This is a genomic window from Microbulbifer sediminum (genome assembly GCF_021729035.1).
Classification (GTDB): Bacteria; Pseudomonadota; Gammaproteobacteria; order Pseudomonadales; family Cellvibrionaceae; genus Microbulbifer; species Microbulbifer sediminum.
In genome coordinates this window covers 73,632-88,219 of sequence record NZ_JAJSAP010000004.1, presented here as the reverse complement: position 1 = coordinate 88,219, position 14,588 = coordinate 73,632, and the positions used below count along the sequence as shown (strand labels likewise).

The window sequence follows — 14,588 nt, the reverse complement described above, 5'->3', positions numbered from 1 at the left end:
GACGCAGCAACCAGGCCCGCCTTACAGGGGGATCCGGATAACGACGCCACCCATGGTATCGCCGAGTTCGAAGTCGGTACGGGGACTGTCGATATGGTCGTTGTGGCAACTGACGCAAGCCGGCGAAACAGCGACGTCAGGATAGATCGCGGTGTAATACTCGGTGCCGCCCAGGTTTTCCGTGCCGTAGAAGTTCTGTCCGGGGTTATCCATCACGAATTCCAGGCCCTGTTTTTCCAGGTCGGTGCGCGGGGCGTTCTGCTTGTTGATGGCCCAGAGTGACAGTAGGGCATAATTAAATCCTGCTTCCTGTTCTGCAACCCGTTCAGCGCCCATGCGCAGCATCTGGGCGGGTAGCGGCAAGGCCTGCTTGTCTTTCCAGTGCTCTTCGGCCTTGATGACCTCCTCTTCGTTTTGCAGGCGGTTGACCACATTGTTGGTGTAACTGGCCCGGTCAGCTTCAATAACAGCGAAAATGGCATCAGCCATTCTCTGGGGCGCGATCCCTGATTTTTCGCCACAGGCGGTCAATAGTGTGGCTACGGCTAAGATGAAGGCAAAAATGCGCATGGTTTCCCTCCTAACGGGATGGCTCATTGGATTTGATCCGGGCGATACGCTCGCGAATCAGGCTGAAAGTCTCGTGGTCTGTCTTCGGTGATAAGCCAAAGTTGCTTTTCAGGACGCGCTCACTGGAGAGCGCGGACATGGCAAATTCAATGCCGTGACAATTCAGGCATACCGGCAACATCTTTTCATTCGGGCGGAGATTGTGATTCTGGTTGTGGTTGACGAGAATTTTCCCATCATGCTCCTCCCTGGGGAGGTGGCAGTTGGCACAACTGACCCCGCCGGGAGAGCCATCCTGCCAGTCCTGGAAATGGGCAGACTCCTTGTACGCAAGGCTGTGCTCGTCGTTGTGGCATCCGAGGCACGCTTCGACAGCGGCAAACCTGGTATCGGTCTGGTGAGCGCCATGACAGCTGACGCAGCTCAGCTCACCCTGGCTGTCCGTCCGCATCGGCAGGCGCGCTTCGGTCGGGGACATGGCGCCAACCCGCGCCGCGAAATCCTCTGGTAGTTTCGACGACAGGCGCATACCGTGTTTGCCACTGGTAAATGCCTCCTGTTGTTCGGCATGGCAACTCCCGCACTGCTCGACGATTTCGCGGCCGGAAAACTGCAATTGGCCGTTACTGTGGCAGCCACTGCAGTTCACCGACACCTGCGCGTGTGTGCTTTCGGCCCAGGCAGCGGATATGTCTTTGTGGGTATTGCCCAAGTCCAGGTCTGCCTGCTGCAGTCGCAGGGGATTCTTGTGCGGGTTGTCCTGAAGCCAGGATTGCATTGCCGTGCGTGCCGGTATCTGCCCATCCGGAAGCAGTGCCGGCTGGCCCACATGTGCTATCAGGAAATCCTCATAGAGAGTGCGGTTGTCGTGAAAATTGTGGCAACCGGAACTCGCACAGCTGTCAAAGCCCAGATCCTGGTGACTGCTGCGTTCTTCGGCGATGTCGTTATGACAGTGAAAACAGAAATCGCCGGCCAGGGTCACGCCCATGTCCCTGGTGGTCTCGGGCTGGTGCTCTGTATGGCAGGTAACACAGCGGCGGGCATCGAGCTCGGCTAACAGCGGTGCATTGCGCGGGTCGAGAAACTTCTTGCGCGGATGGGAGTCATTGGCCAGTTCGAGTTCGTCGGCGTGGCAGTTCAGGCAGGTCTGCTGCATGGCTTCAGGTCCGGCAAAGCCATCGTTATGGCAGCTTGTGCAGGCGAGTTCGATCTGGTGATGGCCGTGGCTCATTTCACCGCTGACAAACAGGGTCTTGTCTGAGTACTCCAGGTTGTAGGCTGCGGTCGTTCCAATGGCCAGGGTCACCAGCAGGCCGAAGTGCCAGAACTTGAATTGATAAGTTTTCATTTAAAAGTAATACACCGCCAATATGTGATACGCGAGCAGTACAGGGAGTGTCCATAGCAGGGCATAATGCACACGCGACCACCACTTGCGGTGTTCGCGCAGTTTGATATCCGTCCAATGATGATTGCGGGCCATAAACACGCCTACCAGGGCACCGGTTGTGGTGGCGGCGAGAAAAACCAGCATCAAGGCCAGGTTCAGGTTTTTTCCCAGCCGGAACCCGGTGTGGACAATCAGGACGATGAGGGCTGCGCAGCCGATCAGGCTGTGTGCGTAACGCCAGTGGTCCACATGCCCATGGGTGAATTTTCGCCAGCGTTTGCGCAGGCTCAGGGATGCCGTGAGCAGGCAGAATCCGAGCAGGCTGTACCCGCTGACCTGCTTCCAGAAATTGTCATACCAGAGTTTCTCCCAATACCAGTGCGACTGGACACTTTCCGATATTGGTGCTGGTGGCATGGCGACGGCCAGTGCAATCAGGATCAGGGATACAATCGAGGTGAGCAGTATCCCGCGCGCATGGCGCATTACCAGGTTGGGTGCGGGGACATCCAGCAATTCAGCAATCAGGGGGCGGCAGCTGCCGCACACCGAACCGGCTGTGGTTGCCTGTTGCAGGTCCATCAGGTTGCGCTTGCCTTGTGAGATGGCAGTGCATAACTCGCCCTTGTTGATGCCATTACACTGGCATACCAGATAGTGATCGGGCTGCTCCCGGATCCCCCTGGCGGCGGACTTCTGCCAGAGATGACCGTCCTGTTCGAAGCGCTTCAGGGCGCGGGGTGTGACCGCCTCCTCGGCGGCGACCGCCTGGCGTAACTGGCTGGCCTCGTCCCAGCTGCCGATATACACGGCGCCGCACAGGTGCCCATCCCGCACGAATAACTGGCGGTAAAGTCCTTTAAAGCGATTGCGATAGATATACTGCTCACCGCTCTCCACTGACCCAATAATCGCGCAGGGAATGTGAGCGATCTTCAGCTGGACATCCCGGCAACTGCCCCGGTAGGGCCCGGCCCGCAGCTGGTCATTGCGCTTTCGGCAGATGTGTTCGCAGCAGCTCTCTGCCTGTTCGTAGCCCGGGCGTACGAACTGATAGACCTCCTGTTCAAATTCGGCACACTCCCCTACCGCATAGATATCAGGGTCGGATGTCTGTAGCCATTCGTTCACGACAATGCCGCGGCCGGTGGCAAGTCCGCACTTTTGCGCCAGGGAGATTTCCGAATGAATACCGGTACAAAGGACTGCGGCATCAATTTGCAGGGTATCCCCGCTGGCGAACTCAATCTCACCTGCGGTTTCATCGCCCCTGATAGCAGTCAGTGCATCCCCGATTTTCAGCTCCACACCCAGTGCTGCAAGGGATGACTCCAGGTAGTTCCCGGCTTCATCGCTCAGCAACCCGCCGAGCAGATGTGTGCGGGATTGCAGGGTGACACGGTTGTTTTGTGTCTTTAATGCTGCGGCCGCTTCCAGCCCCAGCGCTCCGGCACCAATAACACACACATGCAGGTTGCTTTCGCGCAGCCGGATCAGATCCTCGGTGTTACGCAGGCTGCGGAAGGGGTAAACATTGGGGAAGTCCGTCCCGGGAACCTGCGGTATAGCGGGGTTGGAACCAGTGGCGAGGATTAATTTGTCGTAGGGCTGGATACTTCCCGCAGCGTCGGTGATCGTCTTGTTGACCCGGTCGATCGAGACAACCTTGCGGTCGATAAACTCAGCCAGCCTGCTGTCATTCCGGCCGAGCACCGGGTTGTCCAGGTCTTCGAGGGCCAGCTGGTCGGAAAGGTACTGCGAAAGCTTGACCCGGTTATAGGGAGAATCAGCCTCGGCACCAAAAATGACCACCTGTGCATCATCACTGTATTCAAGCAGCTTCTGCGCACAGCGCACACCGACCGGACCGGTACCCACGACGACATAAATCGGATAATCACTCTCTGCTGCCCCGGCGCGCTCCTGCGCCTGGTGCTGGAGAGGCAAATCCTCGAGCTCAGCCATACCATCCCCCGTATACCCAGATGCCCATGTGCAGTCCTGCCTTTTGTTATGCATTGTTGTCCTGGAGAACCTGACGTCCTGTCAGGTCTTTTATTCTAATTATTTTGTCTAATGGAGAATTTTGATGCCACCATATTTAAACAAAATTAAATGAAGGTCTATAGCTGTGTCGTTTCAAGCGGGGAGCACGGGGCAATTTCGCTGTGAAGGTGTGATATGGGTATCAATGTTGTCGGGAGGGGAGGGGGGGCGCTTCTTGGCTGCGAGACCGGCAGGGCCACGGGCCGGTGCCGGGATGCAGGTGCACGCTTTGGGGACAATTCAGGGCCGGGGGAGAGGTGACACAGGTACATGTGCCACCGCTTATGGCGATTCCTGCGCTGTCAGGAAGGCTGGTAAAGGGTGTAGAGCTCTTTCTCTTCCAGGCTGACCCGCCTGACCAGGGCCTCGCCAATCTTGTCATAATCGCGCTTGAAGTCCCGGAGCATTTCCTGCGTGAACGCCTCGTGCGAGTATCGCTTGCAGAACTGCACTACCGCGTTGGCGATGTCATTCATGTCTGTGCGGAAGTCCTTGACGATCTGCCGGGTGTGCAGGTCCTCGGAGAGGGACTGTTCAAGATATACGTAGAAGCTGACATTTTCCTTGATCAGGTGGGCCTGGAACCTGGATTTGAACGTGGTCAGCAGCTGGGCCAGCTTGCGAAAGTTCTGGCGTTCATACCCCTCTGACCAGATTCTCTGGAAGATGTCGACCAGCTCGCGATGGTCTCCTTTCAGCGTATTGATAAGTGCAGGGTCGTAGTTGATCGTTCGTCCCTGCCTTGCCCCGCCAGCCTTGTTCTGTGAATAGCTGTCATCCCCGGAGTCTGCGTCGTTGCGGGATTTGCTGGAAAAGATGCGAAACATGAATCTGAGCCTTTTGTTGGTCTTTTTAAAGTGTTGTTGAACCGGAGTGCCACTGAAATCTGTGGATTGCGAATTTTGCCGTGACTGGGTAGAGATGAAACAGTTTTTTAGAACAGTTTCCCATTTCGATGCGTAATGTGAGAACTGTGTCACAGCGGGAGCTGCTCGCAGTGCTCTTGCTCGAGGGGCTGTTCTGGTCGTGGTCGCAGTGAGGGAGGAAGAGGGGGCCCTGGAGACAGGGCGCGTGATGACGGGCGGTGGCATACGGGCACAGGCCGGCCCTGTTGGAAATAAAAAACCCGGCCAGTGGCCGGGTTTCTCGCTCATTGGCTGATGGGCATCAGCGCTGGTCCAGCGGCACGTAGTCGCGCTGGGTGTAGCCGGTGTACAGCTGGCGCGGACGACCGATCTTGTAGGGGTTGGAGATCATCTCGTTCCAGTGCGCGATCCAGCCGGCGGTGCGGCCGGTGGCAAAGATCACAGTGAACATGTCGGTGGGGATACCGATGGCCTTCATGATGATGCCGGAATAGAAGTCCACGTTCGGGTAGAGCTTCTTCTCAACGAAGTACTCGTCCTCCAGGGCAATCTTTTCCAGTTTCTTGGCGATACGCAGCAGCGGATCGTTTTCGGCGCCCATCGCGCTCAGGACTTCGTCGCAGATTCCCTGCATGACGCGGGAGCGCGGGTCGAAGTTCTTGTAGACACGGTGGCCGAAGCCCATCAGGCGGAATGGGTCGTTCTTGTCCTTGGCTTTCTTCACGTACTCGTCGATACGGCTCTCGTCGCCGATCTCCTGCAGCATGCTCAGGACCGCCTCGTTGGCACCACCGTGCGCAGGTCCCCACAGGGCGGCGATGCCGGAGGAGATGCAGGCGAAGGGGTTGGCACCGGAGGAGCCCGCCAGGCGCACCGTGGAGGTGGAGGCGTTCTGCTCGTGGTCGGCGTGCAGCAGGAAGATCACGTCCATGGCCTTGGCCACGATCGGGTCCACCTTGCTCGGCTCACACGGGTTTCCGAACATCATGTGCAGGAAGTTCTCTGCGTAGCCCAGGCTGTTGTCCGGGTACATGAACGGCTGGCCCTTGGAGTGCTTGTAGCACATTGCTGCCAGGGTGGGCATCTTGGCGATCAGGCGATGGGCCGAGATGCGGCGATGTTCCGGGTCATTGATATCGAGCGAGTCGTGGTAGAAGGAGGCGAGGGCGCCTACCACGCCACACATCATGGCCATGGGGTGGGCGTCGTAACGGAAGCCCTTGAAGAAGTTGACGATCGACTCGTGGACCATGGTGTGGTTCATGATAGTGTCGACGTACTGCTTCTTCTCTTCTGCTGAGGGCAGTTCGCCATTCATCAGCAGGTAGCAGGTTTCCAGGTAGTCGGACTGGTCCGCCAGTTGCTCAATGGGATATCCGCGGTGCAGCAGCTGTCCCTTGGCGCCATCAATATAGGTGATCTTGGACTCGCAGGAGGCGGTCGAGACAAAGCCAGGGTCATAGGTGAACAAGCCCTTGCCCGTCAGGCTGCTGACATCGACAACATCGGGGCCGAGGGTGCCGGAGAGCACCGGCATATCGATACCATCGTCGATACCGTCGACCTTGAGATGCGCTTTTTTATCGGACATTGCGGACTCCTAAAACTGTTCTTATGCCGCGTAATTCCCTGTCACACAGGGGCATAGCGGTCATTTCGGCGGGGCCAAACTTAAGTGGAGCCCCCCCATTTGTCAAACCAAAACGTGTGGACGGTTGGTCGCTTAGCGGCAGGATATTCGGTCAATCACCGGGTAAAGAGAGGAATCGGCTGCTTCGTAGGCGCGGTTTTCCCAATATCTTCGGTTAGAATAGCGCCGGCCTCGGGCCTGTACTGGCGGGGTATGCCTCCGGCCACAACTGGGGGCATGACTGGGGGCGGGGCGCAGTTTCATTGTGTTTTGACCATCGAATGCCTATAATCCGCGCGGCTTGCGCCATGGTGAGGCGGTTCTGGACAAGGCTTCACCAGTTTGGATGTGAAACGTTCAGCAAGCAGTTCGCCCCTCCATTGAAAAGCTAACGGGCGCCCGGTCGTTCAGGGCAACAAGGTGTTTTTCCTGTGAACAAAGACAGACCTGTCAATTTAGATATCTCCACTATCAAGCTTCCCGCTGCCGCACTGGTTTCCATTTTGCATCGTGTCTCCGGCGTGGTTCTCTTCGCTGTGGTTGCGTTGCTTCTCTATATGCTGGATGCCAGCCTGTCCTCCGAGCAGGGTTTCGCTGATACGGCGGCGTTGTTCAGCAGTGTTCCCGCCAAGCTCCTGCTGTGGGCTTCCCTGGCGGCATTGACTTACCACCTGATAGCGGGTGTGCGCCACCTGTTGATGGACCTGGGGATCGGTGAGTCCCTTGAGGGTGGCCGTCGCGGCGCCGTGCTGGTGCTGGTGGTCAGTGTAATTGTGATTCTGCTCACGGGGGTATGGTTATGGTAACCACAGTCACAAGTTTTGGCCGTAGCGGCGTTTTCGATTGGCTGTACCAGCGCGTTACTGCGGTGGTTTTGCTTGCTTATACCCTCTTTATTGTGGGTTTCATTTTCTTCAGTGACGACTTCGGCTATGAGAGCTGGTCGGCACTGTTTGCCCAGGGCTGGATGCGCATCTTCAGCCTGGTGGCGCTTCTGTCCACAATCGCGCACGCATGGATCGGTCTCTGGTCCGTGGTGACCGACTACATCACCAATCGCACCCTGGGCCCGAAGGCCACTGTGCTGCGGGTGGTCATCCAGCTGCTGCTGGGTGCGGTCGCGGTGTACTACGCGCTGTGGGGCATTGATATTTTGTGGGGTGTGTAATTTATGGCGAACATGCGAACCATTTCCTTTGACGGGATCGTAATCGGCGGCGGCGGCGCGGGAATGCGCGCGGCCCTGCAAATGGCCCAGTCAGGTTTCAAGACCGCGGTCATCACCAAGGTGTTCCCGACCCGTTCGCACACCGTGTCCGCCCAGGGGGGGATTACCTGCGCGATTGCCAGTTCCGACCCGCAAGACGACTGGCGCTGGCACATGTACGACACCGTCAAGGGCTCCGACTATATCGGTGACCAGGATGCCATTGAATACATGTGCTCCGTAGGCCCGGAAGCGGTATTTGAGCTCGAGCACATGGGCCTGCCGTTCTCACGTACAGAAGAGGGACGCATCTACCAGCGTCCGTTTGGCGGGCAGTCCAAGGACTTCGGCCGCGGCGGCCAGGCAGCCCGCACCTGTGCGGCGGCAGACCGTACCGGTCACGCGCTCCTGCACACCCTGTACCAGAACAACGTCAAGAACAACACTGTATTCCTGAACGAGTGGTTCGCAGTGGACCTGGTAAAGAACCAGGATGGTGTGGTTGTAGGCGTGATTGCCCTGTCCATTGAGGACGGTGAAGTAGTCTTCATCAAGTCCAAGGCCACTGTATTTGCCACCGGTGGTGCCGGCCGTATTTACGCCTCCACCACCAATGCCCACATCAATACCGGTGATGGTGTCGGCATGGCCCTGCGTGCCGGCTTCCCGGTGCAGGACATGGAAATGTGGCAGTTCCACCCCACCGGTATCCATGGTGCCGGCGTGCTGGTGACCGAGGGTTGCCGCGGTGAAGGTGGCTACCTGATCAATAAGGACGGCGAACGCTTTATGGAGCGCTATGCGCCCAACGCCAAGGACCTCGCTTCCCGCGACGTGGTAGCCCGTTCCATGGTGCTGGAAATCCTCGAAGGCCGCGGTGCCGGCCCCAACGGTGACCACGTTTTCCTGAAGCTCGACCACCTCGGCGAGGAAGTGCTGAACAGCCGCCTGCCGGGTATCTGTGAGCTGGCCAAGACCTTCGCCCATGTGGACCCGGTCAAGACCCCGATCCCCGTGGTGCCCACCTGTCACTATATGATGGGCGGTATCCCCACCAATGTGCACGGCCAGGCCCTGACCCAGGATGCCGCCGGTAACGACCAGGTTATCGATGGCTTCTATGCCTGTGGTGAGGTCGCCTGCGTATCCGTACACGGTGCCAACCGCCTGGGCGGCAACTCGCTGCTGGACCTGGTGGTCTTCGGCCGCGCTTCCGGCCTGTTTATCGAGAAGGCCCTGCGTGAAGGCATCGAAGCCCGCGAGGCGTCCGATTCCGATATCGAGGCTGCCATGTCGCGCCTCAACCGCCTGGAAGGCAGTAACGATGGCGAGAAAGCCTCTGACCTGCGCAACGAGCTGCAGGGCGTCATGCAGAATCACTTCGGCGTATTCCGCCGCGGCGACTACATGGCCGAGGGCGTTGAGAAACTGAAGGACCTGCGTAGTCGTATCGAGAATGTGCGCCTGGATGACAAGAGCCGCGCATTCAACACCGCGCGTGTTGAAGCGCTGGAGCTGCAGAACCTGCTGGAAGTGGCCGAGGCCACTGCGATCCCGGCAGAGGTGCGCACCGAGAGCCGCGGTGCCCATGCCCGCGAGGACTTCCAGGAGCGCGACGACGAGAACTGGCTGTGCCACTCAATGTTCTTCCCGGCAGAGAAGCGGGTTGGCAAGCGCGCGGTCAACTTTGCGCCCAACACCATGGAAGCTTTCGAGCCGAAGGCTCGGACTTACTGATTCGGGAGCGGAATAGAGTATGTTGAAAGTAAGCATTTACCGTTATAACCCGGAAACTGACAAAGCGCCTTACATGCAGGACTACGAGTTCGACACCCAGGGCAAGGACCTGATGGTGCTGGACGTACTGGAACTGCTGAAAGCTGAGGATCCGACGCTGTCTTTCCGCCGCTCCTGTCGCGAGGGTGTGTGCGGCTCCGATGGTATGAACATCTCCGGCCGCAACGGCCTTGCCTGTACCACCCCGCTGTCCGAGGCAGCGCCCAAGGGCAAGCTGGTACTGCGCCCGCTGCCGGGCCTGCCGGTGATCCGCGACCTGGTGGTGGACATGGAGCAGTTCTACGAGCAGTACAAGAAGATCGAGCCGTACCTGCAGAACGACACGCCGGCGCCGGCGATTGAGCGCCTGCAGTCACCGGAGGATCGGGAGAAGCTGGACGGCCTCTACGAGTGCATCCTGTGCGCCTGTTGCTCCACCGCATGCCCGTCCTTCTGGTGGAACCCGGACAAGTTCATCGGCCCCGCGGGCCTGCTGCAGGCTTACCGCTTCCTGGCCGACAGCCGTGATACCGCCACCGACGAGCGCCTGTCCAACCTGGATGACCCCTTCAGCGTTTTCCGCTGCCACGGCATCCAGAACTGCGTCAACGTCTGCCCGAAGGGGTTGAACCCCACGCGGGCAATCGGTCATATCCGCAATATGCTGCTGGCCCGCGCCGTGTAAGCGCGGGTGGCCGGCCGGACCGGTTGGCCGGCGCCAAAGATGGCGTCCATCCACGACAAGAAAGCTGGCCTGTGAGCCGGTACCAAGAAAAAAGGGGAGGTGACTTTCGGCGCCTCCCCTTTTGTGAGTGAAAGGAACGCGCAGCAATCAAGCCCCAGTGAGGGCGCTGCAATCGAGGTAGGCATCAACATGCACGATAGCACCATGGAGCAGCTGTGGCGCACCTCCCATATCTCGGGGGGCAACGCCGCTTATGTGGAGGAACTGTACGAGACCTATCTGCACGACCCCAGTGCCGTGCCGGAGGAGTGGCGCAGTTACTTCGACAGCCTGCCCCGGGTCCAGGGTGGCGGGGACGTATCCCACGCGGCGGTACGCGCCCACTTTGAGCTCCTGGCCAAGAACCGCACCCGCCCGCTGGCCGCTCCCGGTGCCGGCGCCGTCAATATTGAACACGAGCGCAAGCAGGTTAAAGTCCTGCAGCTGATCAGCTCATACCGCCATCGTGGCCACAAGAAGGCCACCCTGGACCCGCTGAGCCTGATGGCGCGCGAGCAGGTGCCCGACCTGCAACTGAATTACCACGGCCTGACCGAGGGGGATTTCGACACCACCTTCCAGACCGGTGACCTGTTCTTCGGTAATGGCGAGGCTACCCTGCGCGAGATTGTCGAGGGCCTGGAGCGGACCTACTGTGGCAACCTGGGTGCGGAAATCATGCACCTCTCCAACCTGGAGGAGCAGCAGTGGTTCCAGCAGCGCCTCGAGCGCAGCCAGAGCAAGCCCAATTTCGGCGCAGAAATCCAGACTGAGATCCTACAGCGGCTGTCCGCCGCTGAGGGCCTGGAGCGTCACCTGGACTCCAAATACCCGGGCACCAAGCGTTTCGGCGTTGAGGGTGGCGAGAGCCTGATCCCGATGCTGGACGCACTGATCCGCCGCTCCGGTACCTACGGGGTGAAGGAGGTGGTGATGGGCATGGCCCACCGCGGCCGCCTGAACACGCTGGTCAACATCCTGGGCAAGAACCCGACCGACCTGTTTGAGGAGTTCGAGGGCAAGAAGACCCTGGATACCTCCGGTGACGTCAAGTACCACCAGGGCTTTTCCTCAAACGTGATGACCCCGGGTGGCGAAGTTCATCTGGCGCTGGCTTTCAACCCGTCGCACCTGGAAATCTGTGCGCCGGTGGTGGTCGGTTCCGTGCGCGCCCGCCAGGATCGCCGTGGCGATACCACCGGCGAGAAGGTGATGCCGATCAATATTCACGGCGATGCCGCCTTTGCCGGCCAGGGCGTGGTGCAGGAAACCCTGCAGATGTCCCAGACCCGTGGCTACTACACCGGCGGCAGCGTGCATATCGTCCTCAATAACCAGGTGGGCTTCACCACCAGCAAGCGAGAGGATGCCCGCTCTACCGAGTACTGTACCGATGTGGCGAAAATGATCGACGCACCGGTGCTGCACGTAAACGGCGACGACCCGGAAATGGTCGTGCTGGCGGCGCTGCTGGCGGTCGATTACCGCTACGAATTCAAGAAAGACATCGTTATTGACCTGGTGTGCTATCGCCGCCGCGGCCATAACGAGACCGATGATCCGTCCGGCACCCAGCCGCTGATGTACCAGATCATCCGCAAGCACAAGACCACCCGCACCCTGTATGCGGAGAAGCTGGTTAACGACGGTGTGCTGGACAAGTCCGCCGCCGACAAGCTGGCCAGCGACTACCGCGACAAGCTCGACCGGGGTGAGGACGTGGCCACCGGCCTGGTGAAGCAGCCGGATGAATCCATGTTCGTGGACTGGAGCCCGTACCTGAACCACGACTGGCAGACGCCGGGCGACACTGCTTTCGAACTGCCCAAGCTGAAGGACGTGGCCCGCCGGATGACGGATATCCCCGACGGTATCGTCCTGCAGCGGCAGGTATCCAAGATCTACGAAGATCGCCGCAAGATGGCCGGTGGCGCCTCCCCGCTCAACTGGGGCATGGCCGAGACCCTGGCGTATGGCACCCTGCTGGAACAGGGATACATGATCCGCCTGACCGGTGAGGACGTGCGACGGGGCACCTTCTCCCACCGTCACGCGGTGGTACACAGCCAGAAAGACGGCTCCTGTTACGTGCCGCTGCAGAACATGTACGACGGGCAGCCGGAGTTCTATATCTATGACTCGCTGTTGTCTGAGGAAGGCGTGCTGGCGTTCGAGTACGGTTATGCCACCACCACGCCCAAGTCGCTGATCATCTGGGAAGCCCAGTTCGGTGACTTCGCCAACGGTGCCCAGGTAGTGATCGACCAGTTCATCACTTCCGGCGAGCACAAGTGGGGCCGGATGTGCGGCCTGGTGATGCTGTTGCCACATGGCTATGAGGGCCAGGGTCCGGAGCACTCCTCCGCGCGCCTGGAGCGCTTCATGCAGTTGTGCGCCGAGCACAATATCCAGGTGTGCAACGCCACCACCCCGGCACAGATTTTCCACCTGCTGCGTCGCCAGGCCATCCGCCCCATGCGCCGTCCGCTGGTGATCATGAGCCCGAAGTGGATCCTGCGCCACAAGCTGGCCACCTCCAGCCTGGATGAGCTGGCCAACGGCAAGTTCCATAACGTTATCCAGGACGATCATGTCGATCCGGCCAAGGTGAAGCGCCTGATCCTGTGTTCCGGCAAGGTCTACTACCATCTGCTGGAGGCGCGCATGGAGCGCGAACAGGAAGATGTGGCGCTGGTGCGTATCGAACAGCTGTATCCCTTCCCGGACGAGGAGTTCGTGGATGCGGTATCCGCGTACAAGAACCTGGAGAGCGTGGCCTGGTGCCAGGAAGAGCCGATGAACCAGGGCGCCTGGTATCACAGCCAGCATCACCTGCGCCGGCTGCTGGCTGAGGAGCATCCGAAGCTGGAGCTGGAATACGTGGGCCGTGCGGCTTCCGCCGCGCCGGCAGCGGGCTACATGTCCACGCACCTGGAAGAACAGAACCAGTTCATCAGTGAGGCGCTGACCGTCAAGTAAGGGGCGGCAGTAATTAGCAAATAATGGGCGTATCCTGACCGGGACGCCCAAGAGTCAATCTCAGGAAACAGGACCAATGACGATCGAGATTAAAGCGCCAACATTCCCGGAATCCGTTCAGGACGGCACCGTCGCCACCTGGCACAAGAAGCCCGGCGAGGCTGTATCCCGCGATGAGCTGATCGTGGATATCGAAACCGACAAAGTGGTGCTGGAAGTGGTTGCACCCGCCGACGGCGCCCTCAGCGAAATCATCAAGGACGAAGGCGACACCGTCGAGTCCAACGAAGTGATCGCCAAGTTCGAGGAAGGGGCGGGCGGCAGCGCCGGTGGCGAGGAGAAGAAGCCGGAAGCCCAGGAAGAGAAAGCTGAGGAGAAGGAAGCCGCAGAGCCGTCCTCCAAGGGTGGCGAGCAGCTGGTTAACCCGGCCGCGCGCAAGCTGGCCGACGAGAAAGGTATCGACCTGGGCTCGGTCAAGGGCACCGGCAAGGGTGGCCGCATCACCAAGGAAGACGTGCAGAAAGCCGAGAAGGCACCTGCCGCGGCGCCGGCGGCCGCCGCTGCCGAGGTGCCGGTTGCCGGCGGTGAACGCGTCGAGAAACGCGTTCCCATGACCCGCATGCGCAAGCGTATCGCCGAGCGCCTGCTGGATGCCTCCCAGTCCACGGCCATGCTCACCACCTTTAACGAGGTGAACATGAAGCCGATCATGGACCTGCGCAAGAACTACAAGGACCTGTTCGAGAAGACCCACAATGGCACCCGCCTGGGCTTTATGGGCTTCTTCGTCAAAGCGGCCGTAGAGGCCCTGAAGCGCTACTCCGCCGTGAACGCGTCCATCGATGGTGACGATATCGTCTACCACGGTTACCAGGATATCGGTGTGGCGGTTTCCTCGCCGAAGGGTCTGGTAGTGCCGATCCTGCGCAACGCCGAGAACATGGGCCTGGCGGATATGGAAAACAATATCCGCGACCTGGGTCTGCGTGCCCGCGACGGCAAGCTGTCCATCGAGGAAATGACCGGCGGTACTTTCACCATCACCAATGGCGGCGTATTCGGCTCCCTGCTGTCCACGCCGATCCTGAACCCGCCGCAGACCGCGATCCTGGGCATGCACAAGATCCAGGAGCGCCCGATGGCGGTAGATGGCAAGGTCGAGATCCTGCCGATGATGTATCTGGCTCTGTCCTACGATCACCGCCTGATCGATGGCAAGGAAGCGGTTGGCTTCCTGGTGGCGATCAAGGAGATGATCGAGGATCCGGCGCGCATCCTGCTGGAAGTATAAGAATCTGAGACTGTGGGCGCCTGTTCGCAGGCGATCGCGGCCCACCGGCCGCGCCCACAGGTTTGCCCAAGAGCGGGCTCCTACAAATTCACAAAATTTTGGAACT

Annotated in this window: 11 protein-coding genes; 6 read left to right on the top strand and 5 right to left on the bottom strand. The window is 59.5% G+C overall.

Annotated elements, in window-relative coordinates:
• Window positions 1-21: 21 nt before the first annotated feature.
• The 5 genes from LVD11_RS07810 to gltA form a co-directional block, all read right to left on the bottom strand.
• Window positions 22-489 (bottom strand): Tll0287-like domain-containing protein, encoded by a 468-nt coding sequence (locus LVD11_RS07810; RefSeq protein WP_237057603.1) that lies wholly within the window; start codon window positions 487-489, stop codon window positions 22-24.
• A 91-nt stretch (window positions 490-580) separates the two neighbouring features.
• Window positions 581-1,921 carry a cytochrome c3 family protein gene (locus LVD11_RS07805; RefSeq protein ID WP_237057601.1) on the bottom strand — a complete coding sequence of 447 codons (1,341 nt, stop codon included), beginning with the start codon at window positions 1,919-1,921 and terminating at the stop codon, window positions 581-583.
• Window positions 1,922-3,928: an FAD-dependent oxidoreductase gene (locus tag LVD11_RS07800; protein ID WP_237057596.1), complete on the bottom strand. Its 2,007-nt coding sequence runs from the start codon at window positions 3,926-3,928 to the stop codon at window positions 1,922-1,924.
• Between the two features lie 383 nt (window positions 3,929-4,311).
• On the bottom strand, window positions 4,312-4,836 hold the full coding sequence (locus tag LVD11_RS07795; protein WP_237057595.1) for a hemerythrin domain-containing protein: 525 nt from the start codon (window positions 4,834-4,836) through the stop codon (window positions 4,312-4,314).
• 340 nt (window positions 4,837-5,176) lie between these two features.
• Window positions 5,177-6,466: a citrate synthase gene (gene gltA, locus LVD11_RS07790; RefSeq protein ID WP_237057594.1), complete on the bottom strand. Its 1,290-nt coding sequence runs from the start codon at window positions 6,464-6,466 to the stop codon at window positions 5,177-5,179.
• 470 nt (window positions 6,467-6,936) lie between these two features.
• Between gltA and sdhC the strand changes: the two genes are divergently transcribed.
• The 6 genes from sdhC to odhB all read left to right on the top strand — a co-directional run bounded on the left by sdhC (window position 6,937) and on the right by odhB (window position 14,482).
• On the top strand, window positions 6,937-7,311 hold the full coding sequence (gene sdhC, locus LVD11_RS07785; protein ID WP_237057593.1) for a succinate dehydrogenase, cytochrome b556 subunit: 375 nt from the start codon (window positions 6,937-6,939) through the stop codon (window positions 7,309-7,311).
• Window positions 7,305-7,673: a succinate dehydrogenase, hydrophobic membrane anchor protein gene (gene sdhD / locus LVD11_RS07780; protein WP_237057592.1), complete on the top strand. Its 369-nt coding sequence runs from the start codon at window positions 7,305-7,307 to the stop codon at window positions 7,671-7,673. Before sdhC ends, sdhD begins: the two co-directional genes overlap by 7 nt.
• A gap of 3 nt (window positions 7,674-7,676) precedes the next feature.
• Window positions 7,677-9,449, top strand: a complete 1,773-nt coding sequence (sdhA, locus tag LVD11_RS07775) for a succinate dehydrogenase flavoprotein subunit (RefSeq protein ID WP_237057591.1) — start codon at window positions 7,677-7,679, stop codon at window positions 9,447-9,449.
• Between the two features lie 19 nt (window positions 9,450-9,468).
• Entirely contained in the window at window positions 9,469-10,173 is a 705-nt protein-coding gene (locus LVD11_RS07770) for a succinate dehydrogenase iron-sulfur subunit (RefSeq protein WP_237057590.1), read from the top strand.
• Between the two features lie 189 nt (window positions 10,174-10,362).
• On the top strand, window positions 10,363-13,191 hold the full coding sequence (locus LVD11_RS07765) for a 2-oxoglutarate dehydrogenase E1 component (RefSeq protein WP_237058268.1): 2,829 nt from the start codon (window positions 10,363-10,365) through the stop codon (window positions 13,189-13,191).
• A gap of 76 nt (window positions 13,192-13,267) precedes the next feature.
• The gene (odhB, locus tag LVD11_RS07760) at window positions 13,268-14,482 is read left to right on the top strand and encodes a 2-oxoglutarate dehydrogenase complex dihydrolipoyllysine-residue succinyltransferase (protein ID WP_237057589.1); all 1,215 of its coding nucleotides are present in this window, start codon (window positions 13,268-13,270) and stop codon (window positions 14,480-14,482) included.
• Window positions 14,483-14,588: the final 106 nt, after the last annotated feature.

Bases quoted from the DNA above. Each gene is read 5' to 3' on its own strand.
- LVD11_RS07805 (WP_237057601.1), bottom strand. From the start codon at position 1,921: ATGAAAACTTATCAATTCAAGTTCTGGCACTTCGGCCTGCTGGTGACC.
- LVD11_RS07795 (WP_237057595.1), bottom strand. From the start codon at position 4,836: ATGTTTCGCATCTTTTCCAGCAAATCCCGCAACGACGCAGACTCCGGG.
- sdhA (WP_237057591.1), top strand. From the start codon at position 7,677: ATGGCGAACATGCGAACCATTTCCTTTGACGGGATCGTAATCGGCGGC.
- LVD11_RS07765 (WP_237058268.1), top strand. From the start codon at position 10,363: ATGCACGATAGCACCATGGAGCAGCTGTGGCGCACCTCCCATATCTCG.
- sdhD (WP_237057592.1), top strand. From the start codon at position 7,305: ATGGTAACCACAGTCACAAGTTTTGGCCGTAGCGGCGTTTTCGATTGG.
- gltA (WP_237057594.1), bottom strand. From the start codon at position 6,466: ATGTCCGATAAAAAAGCGCATCTCAAGGTCGACGGTATCGACGATGGT.
- LVD11_RS07810 (WP_237057603.1), bottom strand. From the start codon at position 489: ATGGCTGATGCCATTTTCGCTGTTATTGAAGCTGACCGGGCCAGTTAC.
- odhB (WP_237057589.1), top strand. From the start codon at position 13,268: ATGACGATCGAGATTAAAGCGCCAACATTCCCGGAATCCGTTCAGGAC.
- LVD11_RS07770 (WP_237057590.1), top strand. From the start codon at position 9,469: ATGTTGAAAGTAAGCATTTACCGTTATAACCCGGAAACTGACAAAGCG.
- LVD11_RS07800 (WP_237057596.1), bottom strand. From the start codon at position 3,928: ATGGCTGAGCTCGAGGATTTGCCTCTCCAGCACCAGGCGCAGGAGCGC.